Source organism: Pseudoalteromonas sp. BMB (assembly GCF_001709235.1).
GTDB lineage: Bacteria > Pseudomonadota > Gammaproteobacteria > Enterobacterales > Alteromonadaceae > Pseudoalteromonas > Pseudoalteromonas maricaloris.
In genome coordinates this window covers 25,597-42,544 of the sequence record NZ_MBQA01000190.1, presented here as the reverse complement: position 1 = coordinate 42,544, position 16,948 = coordinate 25,597, and the positions used below count along the sequence as shown (strand labels likewise).

The following is a 16,948-nucleotide window of genomic DNA, read 5'->3' as shown; positions in this document are numbered from 1 at the left end:
GGCGAATTTATGCACCAATAGCTGGCTATTGGAAGTGAATTCAACGCAGTTAGCGCTAAAACTGGCTGCTAGAAAGGCATTAATTATCCGAAGCTCAGGTTATTTACGTGCTTTGTATTTTAAAGCTGAAAAAGAGTAGAGAGTTTTCTACTCTTTTTAGTCAGATTATGGGATCTGACAAGTGTGCTCACGGCAAGAGTGGTTACGACCTGTCCAACAATCGCCATAGCGATCTGTTAATAGAGAGCCTGCTGGAGAATTAGCCTGAACATCACCGCCAGCAATTTGAGGTGTCATATTTGCTGGAATAGATTTGCTGTCATTTGAGAGTGCCTTTATGCACTTTTTGTTTAGTGTCAATTTCATTCGTTTTTCCTTACTTATGTTGGTTAATAGCAGTCCTTCATTTCAATCCTTTTGCTACACGCATTGAGCGCGTGTGTACAAAAGTTAAGCTAGTTCCAGTTTAAATAAATGTCAATACTTTGTTTTTTTGATACCAATCCGTATATCAAAGTTTGAGTTTGACCAAACAAAAGGTTAACTTACCTATGGTGAGTACAGACATTACAATTAAAAGTTTAAACAAGGATAAGTATGCTAAAGGCGTTAGATTTAGAAAAAAAAGAACAAATCCTGTCTATAGTGGAAAAGCTAGCCAAGCAGGTTGAATCAAATCTTGAAGCTGTTAACAGTAACGGTTTGCTTAGTGGTTTAGCTGGGCATTTATTGTTTTTATTTCGAGCTGCAAACTTTAATGATGCTTGGGTCGATGAGGAAAAATTTCATCTGGCGCTAGATAAGCTCCAAAATGAATTGGCAGAGCAAACCCCTGAGTTGAGTTCAGGGCTAGCTGGACAAGCTTGGGTGCTTGAGTATTTAAATCAGTATGACGACGAAGAGTATGATCCTGAGCTGCTGGAGGAGATAGATAGCTTCTTTGCCTCCGCACTCGACTTTTCTCCTTGGACTGGAGAAATTGAAATGGTGTTAGGCCTTGCTGGGTATTCCCCCTATATCTCACGTCGTGCAAAGAAGACTCAACAAAGTACTTTATTTGATCGTCTTGTTACGGGATATGAGTCGGTTGCGGTAGAACTAGATGGTCAGCAGGTTGCCTGGCCTCAGCCTAAGCAATCGGTATATCGATTCGATAAAGAAGATACCGAAAGTCATGAATTTAATTTAGGTCTGGCACATGGTGTCCCTGGCATTATCGCCGCTCTTATTCCCGCACTTCAAGACGAAAAAGTAAAGCTGCGAGCGCAAAAACTGGTTGTTGCGGGCTGTGATTGGCTACTTGAACAGCAGAGTCACGCAGCTGATAGGCGCGCTTGTTTTGGCTCATGTGTAGGAGACGAAAACCACTCTCGGTTAGGTTGGTGCTATGGTGACTTAACGATTGCGTTAACACTTGCTAGAGCCGGGCATGCGCTAGACAAGCCTAGCTATGTTGAACAGGCACTGGAAATCGCGTTGTTTAACGTCGATAGAGACGCAAAACAAGGCTATATTAACGATGCCGGACTTTGTCATGGTTTTTTTGGGTTAGTAACCATTTATCAACTACTCAACCAAGTTATGCCTCATCCTAAGTTACAGCAAGCTGCCTTAACCTGGCTAGATTATGGATTAAATCAGTATCAAGAGCGTGGATTAGAGGCCTTGTATTCATATAACGGTCTGGAAAAGGCACACAGGGAAGATTATAGCTTTTTAATGGGTTATTCAGGTATTGGCCTTGCTTTAATTGGTGTGCTGGATGACAACCTAGATTGGGTTGATTGTTTGCTAATGAGCTAAGGAGTAACTATGCCAGCTAAAATAACAACAGACTCCTTTTTTGTTCTACGAACACCAAAACTGCCGATTGAAACCTTGTTCAATCAGCAAGATAGTAATGCGATGTTAAGTGCTTGGCTTGCCACACCTGGAGTTATAGAAGCCTTGTACGTTGCTAGTCCGTCTCTATTAGAGCGATTGGAACAGTGGCGTGAAAAGCCGAACTCCAAGCAGGGGAAAAAAGTTGCATTAGCGCTATTGCGATACCTCATTCGAATGTCTTCACGACCTACACCCTTTGGTCTTTTTTCTGGTGTCCATACGGGGACGATTGGCTCAGAAACTCGTCTTGTGAGTGATAGCGCAGAGCATGATTCCCGCAAAACTCGACTAGATATGTTTCTGTTGTCTGCAATTCGCTCTCATTTAGCTGAAACTGAAGCAAAATCAGATAATTTGTCTTATTTACCTAATCCATCTCATTACTTTATAGCAGATCAGTGCCGCTACATTGAGACTTACCTTTCTGATGACACCATGCAATATCGCCTGAGTGCCGTTGATAGTGATGAATACTTCATCACTATGCTAGAACTGGCGAAACAGAAGCTAAGTTTTTCTCAGCTCATTGAGCAATTTTGTCTGCGCTATAGTGAAGCAGAATATGAGGAAGTTAGTACATACCTTGAAGAACTCATCAGTGAAGGGGTATTAATTCCCGATATTCCGCTACCACTTACCGGTGAAAGTCCCGACATTGCATTGATAAAAGCGTTGAAAAACGTTGCGCCTGTAGAAGTTTACGCCAAGTTGGAGCAAGCGATCCATGACCTTGCGGTGATGGATAACGCGGGAGAGGCGAAGCCTGAGCAATACCAAGCCATTTTTAAATACCTTTCTGAGCTACCAGTTAAAGTTCAAGAAAACAAACTTTTCCAATCAGATACTTACCGCGCTTTTTTACATTGTGAAATGTCACAGCAAGAAGTTGCAAGGGTGAATAAACAACTGCAATTGATTGCGAGCTTAAATCGCAGTGCTAAGCATAACCCACTTGAAAACTTTATTAATAAGTTCAACACGCGGTTTGAAGGTCAATTTGTACCTTTGGATATGGTGTTGGATGATGAGTCGGGTATTAGTGTCTCCACTGAAACTGGTTATGATGCCCCGCTAGTAGGTGGTTTACAGTTGGGTCGAGCGAGTAGCGGACAAGCTAGCGCCCCTGACTATACCGAACTGGATCACATTATTGAGCAGGCTGTGACATTGCCAAGTAATTTAGGCAAAAGCTGTGTGGTCCTGACCAGTAGCGAATTGAAGCAAAAAGTTAAGGATAAAGTAGAACTTAACTTGCCACGTTCAATGGCTGTGATGTTGAGTTTATTTGAGGACGAAAAGTCGAATCCTGTGTTCAAGTTCAATGGCTGTTATGGACCGTCGGCAGCTAATCTTTTGGGTCGTTTCTGCCACCTTGATGAGACATTAAAAGAATCGGTTATTCATCATTTAGAGCAAGAACATAGTCACAGTGAAGAGGTTATCTTCGCAGAAATTGTACATATGCCCGAGGGAAGGCCTGGTAACGTGATTGCGAGGCCACATTTACGGCAGTACGAAATCGTTTTCATGGCAGACAGTTCACTGGACCCTGAATACCAGATCCCGCCAAGTGATCTGTATGTTTGGGTCGAAAGCCAGCAGGTCAAACTCTGGAGTAAGCGACTAAATAAACGCATTATTCCGCGTTTGTCGAGTGCACATAACTTTTCTGCTCGAAGCTTGAGCGCTTATAAATTCCTTTGTATGTTGCAGCATCAAGAAAGTGAAACGCCCAAGTTTTCACTGCCTTCGAGCCTAAGAAACGCAACTTATGTGCCGCGTATCATGTTAGATAACCTGATTTTGCATGAGAAAACATGGCGTATTGAACGCAAAGAACTAGAAGCGTTATTAGTCAATCAACACATCGACGCAAATAAGCTTCAACAGCTCAAAGATAAGTATTTGTTAGATGATTGGGTCAGTTTTGCCGCAGGAGATAATGTTTTAACTTTGAACTTAAGCCAAAGTGCGATGGTAGAAGTGTTGCTGATGGAAACCAAAGGCCGCAATATGGTTGAGCTCTGCGAAGTATTGGCATCTCAACTGACGTCGCGTGTAACGGATGCACAAGGTCGTCATTACGCTAATGAAATCATTGTTCCTTTACTCAATGAGAATGCGGCTGCTCATACGCACTTTGCAGAAAAGCCACTAGAAAATATTACCGCCACACCAATCTCTCGGCGCTTCAGTGCGGGTTCCGAGTGGCTTAGCTTAAAAATATATTCAGGTAATACCATTGTTGAGCAGCTACTTTATGAGCAGTTATTGCCGCTTATTGAGGAAAATAGTGCATTGTTCGATAAGTGGTTCTTTATTCGCTATGGCGATCCGGATTGGCATCTACGCTTACGCTTCCAAGGCAAGCCAGCAGTGCTTTGTGGAGAGTTATTGCCAAAACTCAATCAGCTATTGTCACCTATGATAGAGAGCTCTCAGCTGCATAAAGTTGAATTAATGACTTATGAGCGAGAAGTCGAGCGCTACGGCGGTCCGCAATCGATGACTTTGATCGAAAGCTTGTTTATGTTTGACAGTGAGCTTATTGCGAAAAGTTGTCAGCTAGTTGAAGAATTCGGTGAAGATGTCCGTTGGCGTATCGCATTGGCTTGTACTAACCGTTTGCTGACGCTATTTGATTATGATGCGGAACAAAAGCTATCACTGATCTCTTCATTGCGCGCAGGGTTTGGTAAAGAATTCAATGAGAGTAGCGCGTTGAGAAAGCAGCTCGGTAATCGTTATCGCGATCACCAAACTCAGCTCGAAGATGACTTTACCAAGCTTAATATTGCGAGCTTAGCGCAATGTGATGAGACGCAACAAGCGATGTTGGCGCTGTTAGAGGCGTGGCAGAAGCAGGCAGAGCAAGTGGTGAAGGAGATTTTGACATTAGAAAAGTCAGGTTCACTTAATTTGAGTATACAATCATTACTCGGCTCTCTTTTGCATATGCATAACAACCGTATGTTTAAAGCTTATGGTCGAGAACAGGAATTTGTCATTCATGATATGTTGAGACGAAAGTACTTCTCTGAGTCTAAAGTTTCTTAGAGAATGAAAAAGGTTGGCTTGGTTGCCAACCTTTTTCATTTATGAGTTATGCTGACACTTTATTTTGCATTTTCTCACCAACAAGTTTTGGTAATACTCGCTCAATGAACTGTTGAAGTGGCTTAACGTGCGCTTCTACGTCAGTCCAGTCTGCTTCTAAGTCCTCAATAATATGATGAGTCTCTATTACTTCACCCTGATAGCAAAGTTCAATGATGGGGTGTAAGAATTTACTTAACTCCGCGTCAGTCGCGTTGTCTTTATGCACTCGAACCTGATTGAACGGGTCGCCTTCAATTGGTGCACCAAAGTCTAATGCTATCTGCAAATGATAGTGATCACCTAGATGAGCATGGAGGTACGGACTTGGCAGGTGCTTATAATATTGTGCCATACCGCTCTTTGATACCGTAACTGCATCCACCATGAAGCCATGTTGTTGCCATAGCGCGCTTGTCTCATTGATACGGTTCAGGATTGCACTGCCGATTGCTTCTGGCGTACCTAAGTGTTGGTCGCATGCAAGCGTAGTATCATGATGTTTTTGTTTTAGCATCTCGACTAAGGCGCGGCTATTGTATCTAAAGCCGTGAATAAAGCCTGAAGTCGACTTTCGATATTTGGTGGATTGTGTCAGCGTGCCGGCAAAATAAAGGCCTTTTACATTGATGGATTCAAAGCTGCAATCTAGAGATGGGAAACGGCCTTCAATCATGAGATCAGGTTTTGCACTATCGGCAAAAATACTGCTGTCCATGGCAAATCCAGTACAACAAATGATCTCGTCATACTCTATGGTTTCTTGCTCACCATTAGCATGAGCATAACTAAAGTGCACGATAAAACGGTTGTCTTGTTTCTCAATACGCTTAATGTCGGCGTCTAAGATAGCGTTTTGCGACTTCAGTTGATAAGTATCTAGAATATTGTTGTTTACTGCACGTAGGTCGCCAACATAGTGGGTCTTCCATGCCATATCTAAAGGATTTGGACTACAAACGTGAATTAGGCTGGTGGCAGGGATAAGGTGATCAGCCGTTTCGAAAGCTGAGTTTCCTTTACCGATAACAAGCACGCGTTTGTTTTCATATGGTGCCAAATCAATATTTAAGTCTGAGTATTGTGTAACTAGCTCTATTCCTTCGATCTTCGGAATATAAGGCTTAGGGACACCTGTGCTGACGATGACGCGGGCTGCTGTATATTGTTCATTATGAGTTGTGGTCACAACGAAGTGATCGGCAATCTTTTCGACAGACTTAACACGCTGGTTATAAGCAACATTTAGCTGATTTTGGTCAACATAATGGTTGAGGTATTTGACTAAGTTATCAGCACTTGGGAAAAAGTCGCGGTCAAAACTGGAAAAGTTGAGGCTGTAGTCATCAGTTAAAATGGAGTTCCAATCGTGTCTTAAGTTGAATTCAGGGTTTGTTGAGCCGGTAAATACTTTATTAATTGAAATTAGTTTCCGGTGAATTGGGAATGTTTCAAAAAAACATCCTGCGCGCTGACCTGACTCCAACATGAGGTAGGACAAGCCACTTTGTTTTAGGTGGTAAGCGGTTTGGACTCCTGCTGGGCCTGCGCCAATAATAAGATAATCAAGCATGTTCGTTGTTCCTTGTTGGTGTTGGTGCTGCAACAACTACTCTAGACAGGGTAACGTTCCCCGCTTTCCCTATTGCAGTTATGATATTAATTTGTTGTATAATTGTTGTTTTAAATTGTGTATTAATTGTGTATTTGCAATGTTTTTTTACCAACGGGAGGAGTGACAGGTTTACCTTAAGTACGCAACCTACGAATGAGGATTTATACTGAGTGAAACACAATCAACGGAAATAAAAATGATGAAAAAATTCGGGCTCGCCATATTGGTGGTATTCAGTACGCTATCTTGGGCTAATGAAAAATTAAATGAAGAACTCTCGGTGTTTACACCTTATCTTGGTACTTGGCAATCGGACTTTGATGTGCCTTCAGATAAACCAAAGATGCAGGATGTCAGTCACTGGGAGCGGGCTTTAAATGGCACAGCCATTCGTACCTTACATTCAATCAACGATGGCATGTACGGCGGAGAGTCATTAATTTTCTGGGATAAAAGTAAAAACAGTCTAGTGTTTTACTATTTTACAACGGCAGGATTTTACACCCAAGGAACGATGGAAGTCCTTAGTCAGACCGAGTTTGTAGCTTACGAAGACGTTATCAATAACAAAGATGGTATTACAAAGGTGAAATCAACCAGTAAGTTTGAGAATGGCCAATTTACGGTATCGACGCAATACTTGAAAAACGGCGAGTGGACAGAACCTGAGTCGCGCATTTATACAAAAAGCGACAAAAAAGTTAAATTTAAGTAAGCCTTATAGTGCCTCCTTCGAGGCACTAAACTGTGCTATTTACTCTCGATTAGTAAATATCAGGGCAAGTATGGCGACCACACGTATTGGCAACACAATGCGTTAGCCTGTCTTGGCTGAAACGAAGCGCGCCGCCTGCAACCTGTGGAGTCATTACGGCGGGTACAGTCTGCTTATCAGCTGATAGAGCTTTGATTTTCTTCTTGTTTAACGATAATTTCATTTTAGTATTCCTTCTAAATTATAGGCTCTGATTGAGCTCATTATATTGTAGTTATGTCATCTGATTTATTCTTTAATGAACAAAAAAGTAACACAGCAACCAAGCTAAAACATATTTATTACTTTTTCAACATTTTGCTATTGATTACATTTTCTCAACGTTCTTTTGCGCCTGATAATGGTGATAGAGATGCTAAGCACTAAGTAGGGCTTAGCATCATGTCGCTCTTATTCGTTATTTTTTCTCTAAACTCAAAGCTCGTCCTTTGCGACCGGAGCTTGGGTGCACCGCTCTAAGCGCCTGTACTTGATTAAGTGAGGCATTGAAGGGCACCCAGTTGCCGTTTTCAAGCTGTGCTTCGATAACAAAACCCGGAATGGCGGTAAAAGCGTCGAGCTTTGCTCCAGATTGCTGTTTTGCGGCGACGACGGGAATGCGAAATTCAATTCCGGCTTGTGCTAATTTAGGCAGTTCTTGATTGCCCAAAATAGCCACGAATCGTTGCCAATCAGCCTCACGTTGCGCTTGTAACTTAGCCGTAAAATGTCCGCTAGATTGGCTATATATACGACCGGCTTGGTACGGTAATTCCCACGCTGCATGGTGCCATGCACGCTCTGCAAGAGCCAATAGTCGTGGATAAAGCATGTATTCGGCTTGTGCATCACTGCGCAGCATTTCACTCCACAAGTGCCCTTGGAGCCCAGCAAACTGCACCCCTTTGTTTAGAGATGAGTCGCTGTCGTTGGCTATGTAGGCGTGGTTATTGGTATTTTTCCAGATCTCTGCATGTGCAGGAAGGTTGTCTGGCATAAATTCAAACATCTTTTTGCTTTCGATAGCACGGCTTGCCCAGTGATTACCACGCTCCTCTGGGTGAGATTGATATGGAAAGTCAAAGTAGGTTACATCAGGGCTAGACAAGACAACCTGCCAGCCCTGATTGGCGAAGCGATGCGCGACCGCGTGCCCGTTTTCGCTTAATGTCGCCCAAGCATTGCTCTGTACGTTTGTTGGCATATTCGCAGCACGTACATCACCTAAACCGTCGCTCCACCCTGCAACCTGTATTCCTTTTTTATCTAGTAACTTTGCGATCCGTTCAATGAAGTAACCGTTAAAGTTGGTAAAATCTTTCACGCTTGCCTGCAATTTTTTACAAGCCGGCGATTCTAGCCAAGCACCTGCGGTTTCATCTGCACCTATATGGTAAGTGTTGAGTGGTACACCTGCACGGTCATGCAGCACTTTTACTTCACTTAATACTTTGTCGATAAAGGTATAAGTGTTTGCAATACAGACATTTAGCGTGTTGTCGTTGTAATGCTGAATGGAGTTGTAACGCGTCTTGTCAGCAGCTTCTACTAATCGATATTGCTGTGCATCCTCAGGTGTGCCTTGTGCCATCAGCTTTTTATATCGCGCCTCCATGGCGATGATTGCAGCGCGTGAGTGACCTGGCATATCTAATGAGGGTAACACCTCGATATGATGCGCCTTGGCATAGCGCAGGATCTCAATATAATCCTCTGCAGAGTAAAAGCCATTCACTTGCGCGTTTTTATCATTCCCAGCGCCTAATTGCGGCAATAGGCAGCGAGTTTCGGTCAAATCAAAGCAGCGATAAGCGCCGACAGAGGTAAGTTCATCAAGACCATCGATGGCCAAGCGCCAGCCTTCATCATCCGCTAAATGAAGGTGCAGTTTATTTAGCTTATATGCCGCCATCTGTTCAATGGTTTGTAAAATAAAGGCTTTGGAGCGGAAGTTGCGGGCAACATCGACGTGTAAACCACGAAAGTCGTACCTTGGTGTATCAATAATATCCACCATGGGAATACTTAAGTCATTAATATCCAACAGTCCTGCAAGGCTTTGTAGCGCATAAAATGCAGCGGCGCTGTTATTGGCTTGGATTGAGATATTATTTTCGGCGACCGTCAGTTGATAATGTGGGCTTGATTGCTTATTTGGCTTTACAACGACATTAACTACAAGTCCATCCTTGGTGCTTTTTACCCCGAGGGTATTGAGTCGCTGTTGTGCCATGGCGATAGCATCAGCTGAAACGCCTGAAAGTTGCAGATTAATTCCGGCTGCTAGATTGAGTCGTTTATCGGACAGCACTGTCAGTTGTTTAGGTTTTGGTATCAGCCCAATTGCAGCATCAAGTGTTGGCTTCACTTGATGTTGATATAAGTATTCGCTGCCCATCCACGGCGTGTCATCTTTACTGCTGGTTTGCAGCTGGTTGAGCGTATCAAATGGCGTCAGATAAGGTTGTAGCTCAAGTCCTGTGTCGTTATCGCGCTGGGTTTGCGTGCTTTTGATCACTTGTGGGGTGAGCTTAAGCTGCGCGTCCGTTACAACATAATTTGGCATAAATTCTGAGCGTGTAACCTGAGAGTCCTTGGTATAAAAGCGCACGGTAGTGGGAGCACTTGAAAACCCACTAAACCCTGCTGCAGGCGTGATTTTGTGAATATCACCATTGATATGGGTGATGGCAAAGTTATCGCCCTCAACATGGTAAATCGGCATCAGTTGGCTAAAAAAGATAGCAAAGTCATTATTTGCCTTGGTATTTTCTTTAGCTACGCTAAAACTCAGCTCTGAGTAATAGCACTTATGTTGTGCCTTGGGGCAGGTGCTTGGCTTGCTATCAAGCAAGGTGTACTTTACATCAAGATTTTGGCCCAACCAGTTTACAGCGGTTTGGTCGAGCGCATAAAGGGGTGACGACACCCCAAAAAGTAGGGCCATAAGCCGATTAAACTTCATTGGCTAGTTCCTTGTTATCATGGTTAATTTTATTGTGTTGAAACAATCCGTATGCCCCTAAAAGTGGCGCGTGATTTAAGGTGCTTGGAATGACACGAACGGATTGATATAAAGCATTGCCAAGCAACTGCTGCATCTTGGCTTCAAGTGCAGCGTTAAAATAGTCATATGAATGCGTCACGGAGCCGCCAAGTACAATGACATCTGGATTCAGCACCATGACTACTTGCGCGAGTGCATGACCAACGTGACTGCCAAAAGTCTCAAATTGTTGTAGTGCAAATGGGTCGCCACTGCGTGCTTGTTCGGCCAACCACCTCCCTTCAATTCCTTGTCGCCCAAAGAACTGTCCTGACGCATAATCTTCAATAATTCCATCAAGATAGCTTAAGTTGCCTAGCTCTCCTGCAGCACTATGGTTACCCGTATATAAATTACCGTTAAACACAAAACCGGCACCAATGCCTGTGCCAAGGCATACGCCAATTAGGTTGTTGGCATGGTAGCCACCATATAAGTATTCACCAAATGCAAAGCAGTTTGCGTCATTATGGACAACAACGGGCAAAGAAAAGTGCTGTTCTAACAATCCCTTCAGAGGCACATTTTGCCAATGAGGAATATTTTGTGTTGTCAGCACGGTGCCGCTGCACACATCCAGTGTGCTTGGTACGCCAATCGCAATACCGGTTGTTTCGGCTGTTAGGTTTTCTTCGATTAAACGGATAACAAAGGCATTAACTTGGTCTAAGTTGGCCTGACTAGGCACCGCATACTGGCGTACCTGCTCGACCTGAGTGTGCGCAACCGAAGCCACAAGCGCTTTGGTGCCTCCCAAGTCAATACATAACAAAGAGTGATTCATCGTAATTTAACTATTTTCATTTAGAGGTTGAGACAGCGTCTTTTGACTATTGCCAAAAGTTTTATTTTTAATCAAAGGATTAGCCCATACACCAACACTCAGAATATAGCTAAGTGGCAGTAGTAACAGCAGGGCTGCAAGTTGTAAGTTGTTACTCAATTCAGCCGCAAAACCTATGATGGGAGACATAAAAGCACCGCCAATGATCCCGGTACATAAAATCCCTGTGATTGCGCCATGGCCGGTTTTGAATGAATTTAATGCCAGAGCAAAGATGACCGACCACATAATGGAGAGGAAAAATCCCACAATTGGAAAAGCAATAAGCGCCACCGTAGTGCCACCGAATAACGCACTTAGGAGCGCGATAGCGGCGCCAGAGCTGAATAAAATCAAAAGCTTTTGCGCATCAATGAGTTTAAGTAGTGCCAGTCCAAGTAAACAGCCTAAGGTTAGGCATAACCAGAATTCGCTCACCACTTTTGCGCCTTCGGTGGCTGGGTCTAGGCCATGATATTGCTGCAAAAACACGGAAATGAGGTTAGCGACGCCTTGTTCTAGCGCAACATAAGCGGCGATGGCGGCAAAAAATTTCAATACGGTTCTATCTTTAAAAAAACCGATACTTTGTGACCAGCTCAGCTGCTGCTTTTTCTGCTCCGGTACCGCGTTAAATGGCGTAAATTGCGAGAGTAATAGCATCACGACGCTTAGGATAGCGAATACCGCATAGATACTTAGCCAGGTTTTATCTGCTGGGATAGCACCAGACAGCGCTCCGCCAAATCCCTCTGCGGTGGTGACTTGAGACTGTAGTTTGCTATAAACCAGAGGCGCGAGTGTTGCGGCAGCACCAAACATCAACTGCGCAAACACCGAAAGCACGGCAAAGTGTTCTGAACCACCGCTAGCGCGTAATAGTGGATTGATAGCCACTTGCAGTAGTGCCATGGCACAGCCGAGCATAAACAACGCTACCATGGCAATGGCAAACGTTGGCATTAGCACAAAGGTCGTTGCGCCAATTGCTGCAAGGGTAAATGCGAGCTGCATAACGGTTTTTTCTCCAAAGCGCTGAACTAGCAGTCCCGCCGGAATAGACATCACCCCATAAGCGATAAAAAAGGCGAACGGGAAAAACCCCGCAAGCGTTAGACCTATGCTGTAACTTTCTATTAATGCTGGAAAAATCGCGCCTAAAATATTGGTGATAAAGGACACCGTAAAAAAGGTTGCCAATACTAAGGCAATCACTAGGTAGCTTTTTTTCATGTTGTATTTCCACCTTCATTAGAGAGCGGGTGATGGCGTGGCGATCTCGCTTGTGGGCAGACAAACAAAAAGATCAAGGGGAATCTCACCACCACCCGCAATTGGGTTATGCACGAAACGCTTGTGCTCGCTGTAATTGTTCCAGTGCAGTTGTATGGGCAGTAAAATGCTCATCACTAAGCTTCGTTAGATAGGCCTTGGCCGCCTGTTCGATATGCTGTGGTGCTTGATCAAAGGGCATTTGGCAGGTGCTATCGCGATGATCCATGCCGCCAAGTAAGCAATACCAACTGGGACGAATATAGGGTGAGTGCATCCTGTGTTGGTTGAGCCAAGCGTCAAAATCACCACCGCTACGCCAGTGTGTGAGCAGCTCATCGAGCTCGTTTAAGCTCAGTGCTGCGATTTTCGCATCTTGCCAATACGGTGAATCTGCGCGCTTGCTGGTGGCGTAATGTGCCAGTACATACTCTTTAATACCGAGCACCAGCTCTGACAGTTGTTGATTGATGGCTTGTACCTCGAGCTGTTGCGAAAGCAGCCTATTCAATAACTCAATGCTATAACCTGTGACCATCAGCGCGGTGGCTTCGAGTGGTTCAATAAAGCTCTGCGCGAGGCCAATAGCAAATACATTGCCTTCAATACTGCGCGCCATCATGCCCACTTTCATGGTGAGATGTTTGGCTTGTCCTTTATCGAGTTGCGCGGTTTGACGCAGTTGAGCCTCAGCCTCTTCGGGAGTGGTATGTGCGCTGCTGTACACGTAACCATGTCCGGTTCTGCCTTGTAGCGGGATCTGCCAGCGCCAGCCGCACGGCATCGCGATAGCAGAAGTGCTTGAAGGTAGCGGGTTTATTTTAGCGCCAGCAATCGCGACAGCTGAGTCATTGAGTAACTGATCTGCAAAGGAAATAAAGGGCACTTCTAGCGTTTTCTCTATCAGCAGGGCGTTAAACCCTGAGGCATCGACGTAAAAATCGCTTTTCACCTGCTCACCCGACTCAAGTGTCAGTGCAATAATTTCTTTGGCATGATGCTGTACGCTACTCACCGTACTTTGAATATGCTTTACGCCTCGCGCTAGGCTAAATGCCCTTAGCCAATCCGCAAGTTTTTGCGCATCAAAGTGATAGCCGTATTCAAGCACCCTTGGTAATGGACGCTGTGGCAGAGGTGCTTGTTGCTTGTCGGCCAGTACTGCGGCTAAGAAGTAATGTTCGGGTTTATCTATATATTCGCTACCACGACGTCTGGCATTGGCGTTGACAAAGTAGACTTCCGCTGTTTTTGCATCCATTTCAGAGAAGAAGGGATGGAAATAGCTGCCATTGTCGCCATTCCAGTTATCAAAATAGATCCCGGTTTTATAGCTTGCTTGGCATGCGGGCATCCAATCGCGTTCTTTCACACCAAGGCTTTGCATAAAAAGCTGCAAATGTGGCGTTGAGCCTTCGCCAACGCCAATTCTGCCAATACTCGATGACTCAATCACCGTGACCGATAAATTGGGTTGATGCTTAGCAAGGTAGGCTGCGCACATCCAACCTGCGGTACCGCCACCAAGGATGGTGAGTGACTGTATTGTTTTCATAGGCAAATGACCCCAGCCGCAAGCGACTGGGGCTCCGAGGTTAGAACTTATAGCTGACGCCAAGGTAATAACGCGTACCAAATTCAATGGTGTTCTGCGTTAAGTTGTAGTTGGTGTCGTAAGATTGAATAACCTCATTGGTCAGGTTTACACCCTCTAAGCTGACATCCAGATTTTCCATTGCATGCCACACCAAAGATGCATCCCATTGTTGGTAGCTATCGTTGCGCACCGCTTGTGCTGCACCGACGCCTATCCATTCACTACGCCAGTTATAAGCGATACGTGCACTAAATTGCTCGTTTTCGAAAAATAGCGAGCCGTTGAATGAGTTTTCAGATACTCCCGGCACCATTTCTTTTGCATTATCTGGTGTGGTGGTTTCACTATCCACGTAGGTGTAGTTAGTAATAAAGCCGAAGCCATTATCAAAGCTATGTTGAAGCTGCAGTTCTATCCCTGTTACGTCACCGTCTCCGTTACTACGTGGGCGTGTGACTCGGCATTGATCATACTTAGAAGGGTCGGTACCGCATCCGTCTACATATTCAATCGCTTCGGTAGAAAAGACAACGTTGTCAATTTTCTTCACAAAAACGGCTGCTGAGAGCAAGGAAGCTTCGGTAAAGTAATATTCGACGCCAATATCTGCTTGATCTGCTTCATAAGGTTTAAGGTTCGGGTTACCACCGGTGGCAGAACCAAAGTTGGCATCAATCGCTAGACCTGGTTTTAAGTCGTTATAATTAACTCGAGACATAACGCTAGAGGCGGCCGCACGGATGATAATATCGTCGCTGTAGTCATATGCGAAGTTGATGCTCGGTAGCCAGTTGTCGTAGTCAACCGTTTCATCGAAGACCATGTTATCAACATAACCGCTGGACTGTTGTTCTGTATCCACATAGCGTAAGCCGATATTACCGCGGAAGTTTTCACCGCTGAATTCACTTTGCACATAGATAGCGAGCATATCTTCTTCGACATTGTAGGTTTTACCAAGGTCTTGCTGCTCAATTAGTTCACCCGCCTCATATTTGCCAGTGATAAAATCCCACCATTTATCTTCATCGAGCTTGGCGTATGAATTAAGAATATGTCCGCCCGTTTGCGAATGTAGATTGGTAAAAATACCATCACTCCAGTTAGCTAAACTATTACCATCAGGGACAAAACCAACAACATCCGCGGGGTTTCTTTGTATTGCGATACGTGCAAATTCGTTTTTATTAACTTTCACACCCGCTTTGATGTTCTTGAAGTAATCATGCTCTAGCATCCACTTGATATCGGCTTGCGCATAACTCACTTCATGCTCTTGAACCGTAGTTTGGAAGTTTGATTCCTGAGCAAATTTGAGCTGTGAGGCATCGGTTGGGTCTAGCGAATCAAACCAAATTTGATAAGGGCCGGATGCATCGTAAGTAAAGCCGCCATCAGTACTATTTTGACCGTTAGGGAAGGCTGGATCGCCAATTTTTCCACCCTCATCTGTTGCCGGGATCCACCAACTTGAGGAGCCAAACTGTGTACCACCATCAGAGGTTGAGCGACCAATAACACCGCTAATCTCGAAAGTTTCACCGACGTATTTACCACTGAAGTTTAAAGCATCGACTTCCATGTTTACGGCGTTACGAACAGTGGGGTTGTAGATAATGTTCGCGTAAGCTGGCAAAATGCGCGCACGCTGTGTACCGCCTGCAGCGTTGTTTTGTACATCAACAGCACCTGCACCACGGGCACTTACAGTAAGGAAGTTATGGTTTACATGTGGATTGTCAAACTCAAAGCGAAAGTAGTCTACCGCAAATTCGGTGTTATCGCTTGGTGCAAATTGCGCGGTAAGTTGCGCGCTGGTGCGCTCGCGCTCAGCTCTGAATGCTTGCGAGCCGATAGCCCAAGCGCCCACTGTAGATGCTTGTCCCGTGTCTTGATCCGCCGCAAAATATTCATAGTAGCCACCAATGGACTCAATAACGTGACGGCCTGAAGTCAGGTTCTCAATAGAGTATGCTGCGAGCACACCAAATTTTTCATCGTCACTTTTCCAGCTACCTAAAAATGAGCCACTTATATCATTTTCATCATACAAGGTAGAGCGGCCCATTTCTGCTGACACCATGTAAGTGTGTGCATCTAAGTCCAGTGGTTTACGCGTGACAAGATTCACTGTACCACCCAGCGCACCTTCTTCAAGGTTTGCTTCAGGCGTTTTGTAGACGTTAACTGCCGATACTTGCTCTGCTGATAACAGCTCCATGTTAAAAGTACGCGTCGATGGACCCAAATCATACCAATCGGTACTGGCGACCGATTGGCCATTTAATAAAATACGCGATTGCTCGGGCGCGGTACCACGGATAGTAACACCACTTACTTCACCATATTGGCGGTCGACTGTAACCCCAGAAATACGCTGTAGCGCATCACCAATGTTTTTGTCGGGAAACTTACCAATATCTTCCGAGGTGATAGCATCAACAATACCATCTGCAAAGCGCTTGGTGTTCATTGAAGCTTCAAGCGAGCGGCGAATGCCTCTTACTTCAATTACTTCGACATTTTCTTTTGCGCTTTGTTCTTCGGCTAATGCTGATGGTGCAGCGGTGAGTAAAAGGGGGGATAAGGTACTTGCTGTCACGATGGCGGCAAGTTTATTCAATTTAAATTGCTTCAACTTAGTTGTTTTCATTGTTCTGCCCATTGTTCCTATTTGTTGTTGGCAGAAGCTAGGGTATCGCCTTGAGTGTTTTTTAAGCGGTATATTTCTATCTACTAATGATACTTTTCACGCTTAAATGAGCGTAATTTGACAAAAATACTTCACTGCACTTCAGGCTGTCGCTATATTTCGATAGATTAATATTGTTTGGTGATTGAATTTGCATGGTGTGCAACTA

General features: G+C 44.5%; 11 protein-coding genes. 3 read left to right on the top strand and 8 right to left on the bottom strand.

Features of this window, described 5'->3' with window-relative positions; translation table 11 throughout:
• Positions 1-165: 165 nt before the first annotated feature.
• Positions 166-366, bottom strand: coding sequence for a hypothetical protein (locus BB427_RS17680; protein WP_069022284.1), 201 nt, complete (start codon positions 364-366; stop codon positions 166-168).
• Between the two features lie 231 nt (positions 367-597).
• Between BB427_RS17680 and BB427_RS17675 the strand changes: the two genes are divergently transcribed.
• Positions 598-1,803 carry a lanthionine synthetase C family protein gene (locus tag BB427_RS17675; RefSeq protein ID WP_069022282.1) on the top strand — a complete coding sequence of 402 codons (1,206 nt, stop codon included), beginning with the start codon at positions 598-600 and terminating at the stop codon, positions 1,801-1,803.
• A 9-nt stretch (positions 1,804-1,812) separates the two neighbouring features.
• Positions 1,813-4,941 carry a lantibiotic dehydratase gene (locus BB427_RS17670; RefSeq protein WP_069022280.1) on the top strand — a complete coding sequence of 1,043 codons (3,129 nt, stop codon included), beginning with the start codon at positions 1,813-1,815 and terminating at the stop codon, positions 4,939-4,941.
• Between the two features lie 46 nt (positions 4,942-4,987).
• Here BB427_RS17670 and BB427_RS17665 read toward each other — a convergent pair whose 3' ends face one another.
• Complete coding sequence (locus BB427_RS17665; protein WP_045989717.1) at positions 4,988-6,553, bottom strand: NAD(P)-binding domain-containing protein; 1,566 nt, start codon at positions 6,551-6,553, stop codon at positions 4,988-4,990.
• A 238-nt stretch (positions 6,554-6,791) separates the two neighbouring features.
• On the opposite strand from BB427_RS17665, the gene BB427_RS17660 reads away from it, so the two are divergent.
• Positions 6,792-7,310 carry a hypothetical protein gene (locus BB427_RS17660; RefSeq protein ID WP_069022278.1) on the top strand — a complete coding sequence of 173 codons (519 nt, stop codon included), beginning with the start codon at positions 6,792-6,794 and terminating at the stop codon, positions 7,308-7,310.
• A 49-nt stretch (positions 7,311-7,359) separates the two neighbouring features.
• Here the strand turns inward: BB427_RS17660 and BB427_RS24530 are convergent, their stop codons facing one another.
• The 6 genes from BB427_RS24530 to BB427_RS17635 all read right to left on the bottom strand — a co-directional run bounded on the left by BB427_RS24530 (position 7,360) and on the right by BB427_RS17635 (position 16,740).
• Positions 7,360-7,533, bottom strand: a complete 174-nt coding sequence (locus BB427_RS24530; protein WP_017218574.1) for a hypothetical protein — start codon at positions 7,531-7,533, stop codon at positions 7,360-7,362.
• Positions 7,534-7,767: 234 nt separating this feature from the next.
• Positions 7,768-10,314 (bottom strand): family 20 glycosylhydrolase, encoded by a 2,547-nt coding sequence (locus BB427_RS17655; protein ID WP_069022276.1) that lies wholly within the window; start codon positions 10,312-10,314, stop codon positions 7,768-7,770.
• On the bottom strand, positions 10,304-11,179 hold the full coding sequence (locus BB427_RS17650; RefSeq protein ID WP_069022274.1) for an ROK family protein: 876 nt from the start codon (positions 11,177-11,179) through the stop codon (positions 10,304-10,306). The genes BB427_RS17655 and BB427_RS17650 overlap by 11 nt, the downstream gene beginning before the upstream one ends.
• 6 nt (positions 11,180-11,185) lie before the next feature.
• Positions 11,186-12,451, bottom strand: coding sequence for an MFS transporter (locus BB427_RS17645; RefSeq protein ID WP_069022272.1), 1,266 nt, complete (start codon positions 12,449-12,451; stop codon positions 11,186-11,188).
• 106 nt (positions 12,452-12,557) lie between these two features.
• A complete protein-coding gene (locus BB427_RS17640; protein ID WP_069022270.1) occupies positions 12,558-14,045 on the bottom strand; it encodes a tryptophan halogenase family protein in 1,488 nt (495 codons plus the stop codon).
• Positions 14,046-14,085: 40 nt separating this feature from the next.
• Entirely contained in the window at positions 14,086-16,740 is a 2,655-nt protein-coding gene (locus tag BB427_RS17635) for a TonB-dependent receptor (protein ID WP_069022268.1), read from the bottom strand.
• Between the last annotated feature and the right edge of the window lie 208 nt (positions 16,741-16,948).

What these genes read in the sequence shown, in the direction of transcription:
- BB427_RS17640 (WP_069022270.1), bottom strand. Translation starts at nt 14,045, where the DNA reads ATGAAAACAATACAGTCACTCACCATCCTTGGTGGCGGTACCGCAGGT.
- BB427_RS17680 (WP_069022284.1), bottom strand. Translation starts at nt 366, where the DNA reads ATGAAATTGACACTAAACAAAAAGTGCATAAAGGCACTCTCAAATGAC.
- BB427_RS17635 (WP_069022268.1), bottom strand. Translation starts at nt 16,740, where the DNA reads ATGAAAACAACTAAGTTGAAGCAATTTAAATTGAATAAACTTGCCGCC.
- BB427_RS17665 (WP_045989717.1), bottom strand. Translation starts at nt 6,553, where the DNA reads ATGCTTGATTATCTTATTATTGGCGCAGGCCCAGCAGGAGTCCAAACC.
- BB427_RS17675 (WP_069022282.1), top strand. Translation starts at nt 598, where the DNA reads ATGCTAAAGGCGTTAGATTTAGAAAAAAAAGAACAAATCCTGTCTATA.
- BB427_RS17670 (WP_069022280.1), top strand. Translation starts at nt 1,813, where the DNA reads ATGCCAGCTAAAATAACAACAGACTCCTTTTTTGTTCTACGAACACCA.
- BB427_RS17655 (WP_069022276.1), bottom strand. Translation starts at nt 10,314, where the DNA reads ATGAAGTTTAATCGGCTTATGGCCCTACTTTTTGGGGTGTCGTCACCC.
- BB427_RS24530 (WP_017218574.1), bottom strand. Translation starts at nt 7,533, where the DNA reads ATGAAATTATCGTTAAACAAGAAGAAAATCAAAGCTCTATCAGCTGAT.
- BB427_RS17650 (WP_069022274.1), bottom strand. Translation starts at nt 11,179, where the DNA reads ATGAATCACTCTTTGTTATGTATTGACTTGGGAGGCACCAAAGCGCTT.
- BB427_RS17660 (WP_069022278.1), top strand. Translation starts at nt 6,792, where the DNA reads ATGATGAAAAAATTCGGGCTCGCCATATTGGTGGTATTCAGTACGCTA.
- BB427_RS17645 (WP_069022272.1), bottom strand. Translation starts at nt 12,451, where the DNA reads ATGAAAAAAAGCTACCTAGTGATTGCCTTAGTATTGGCAACCTTTTTT.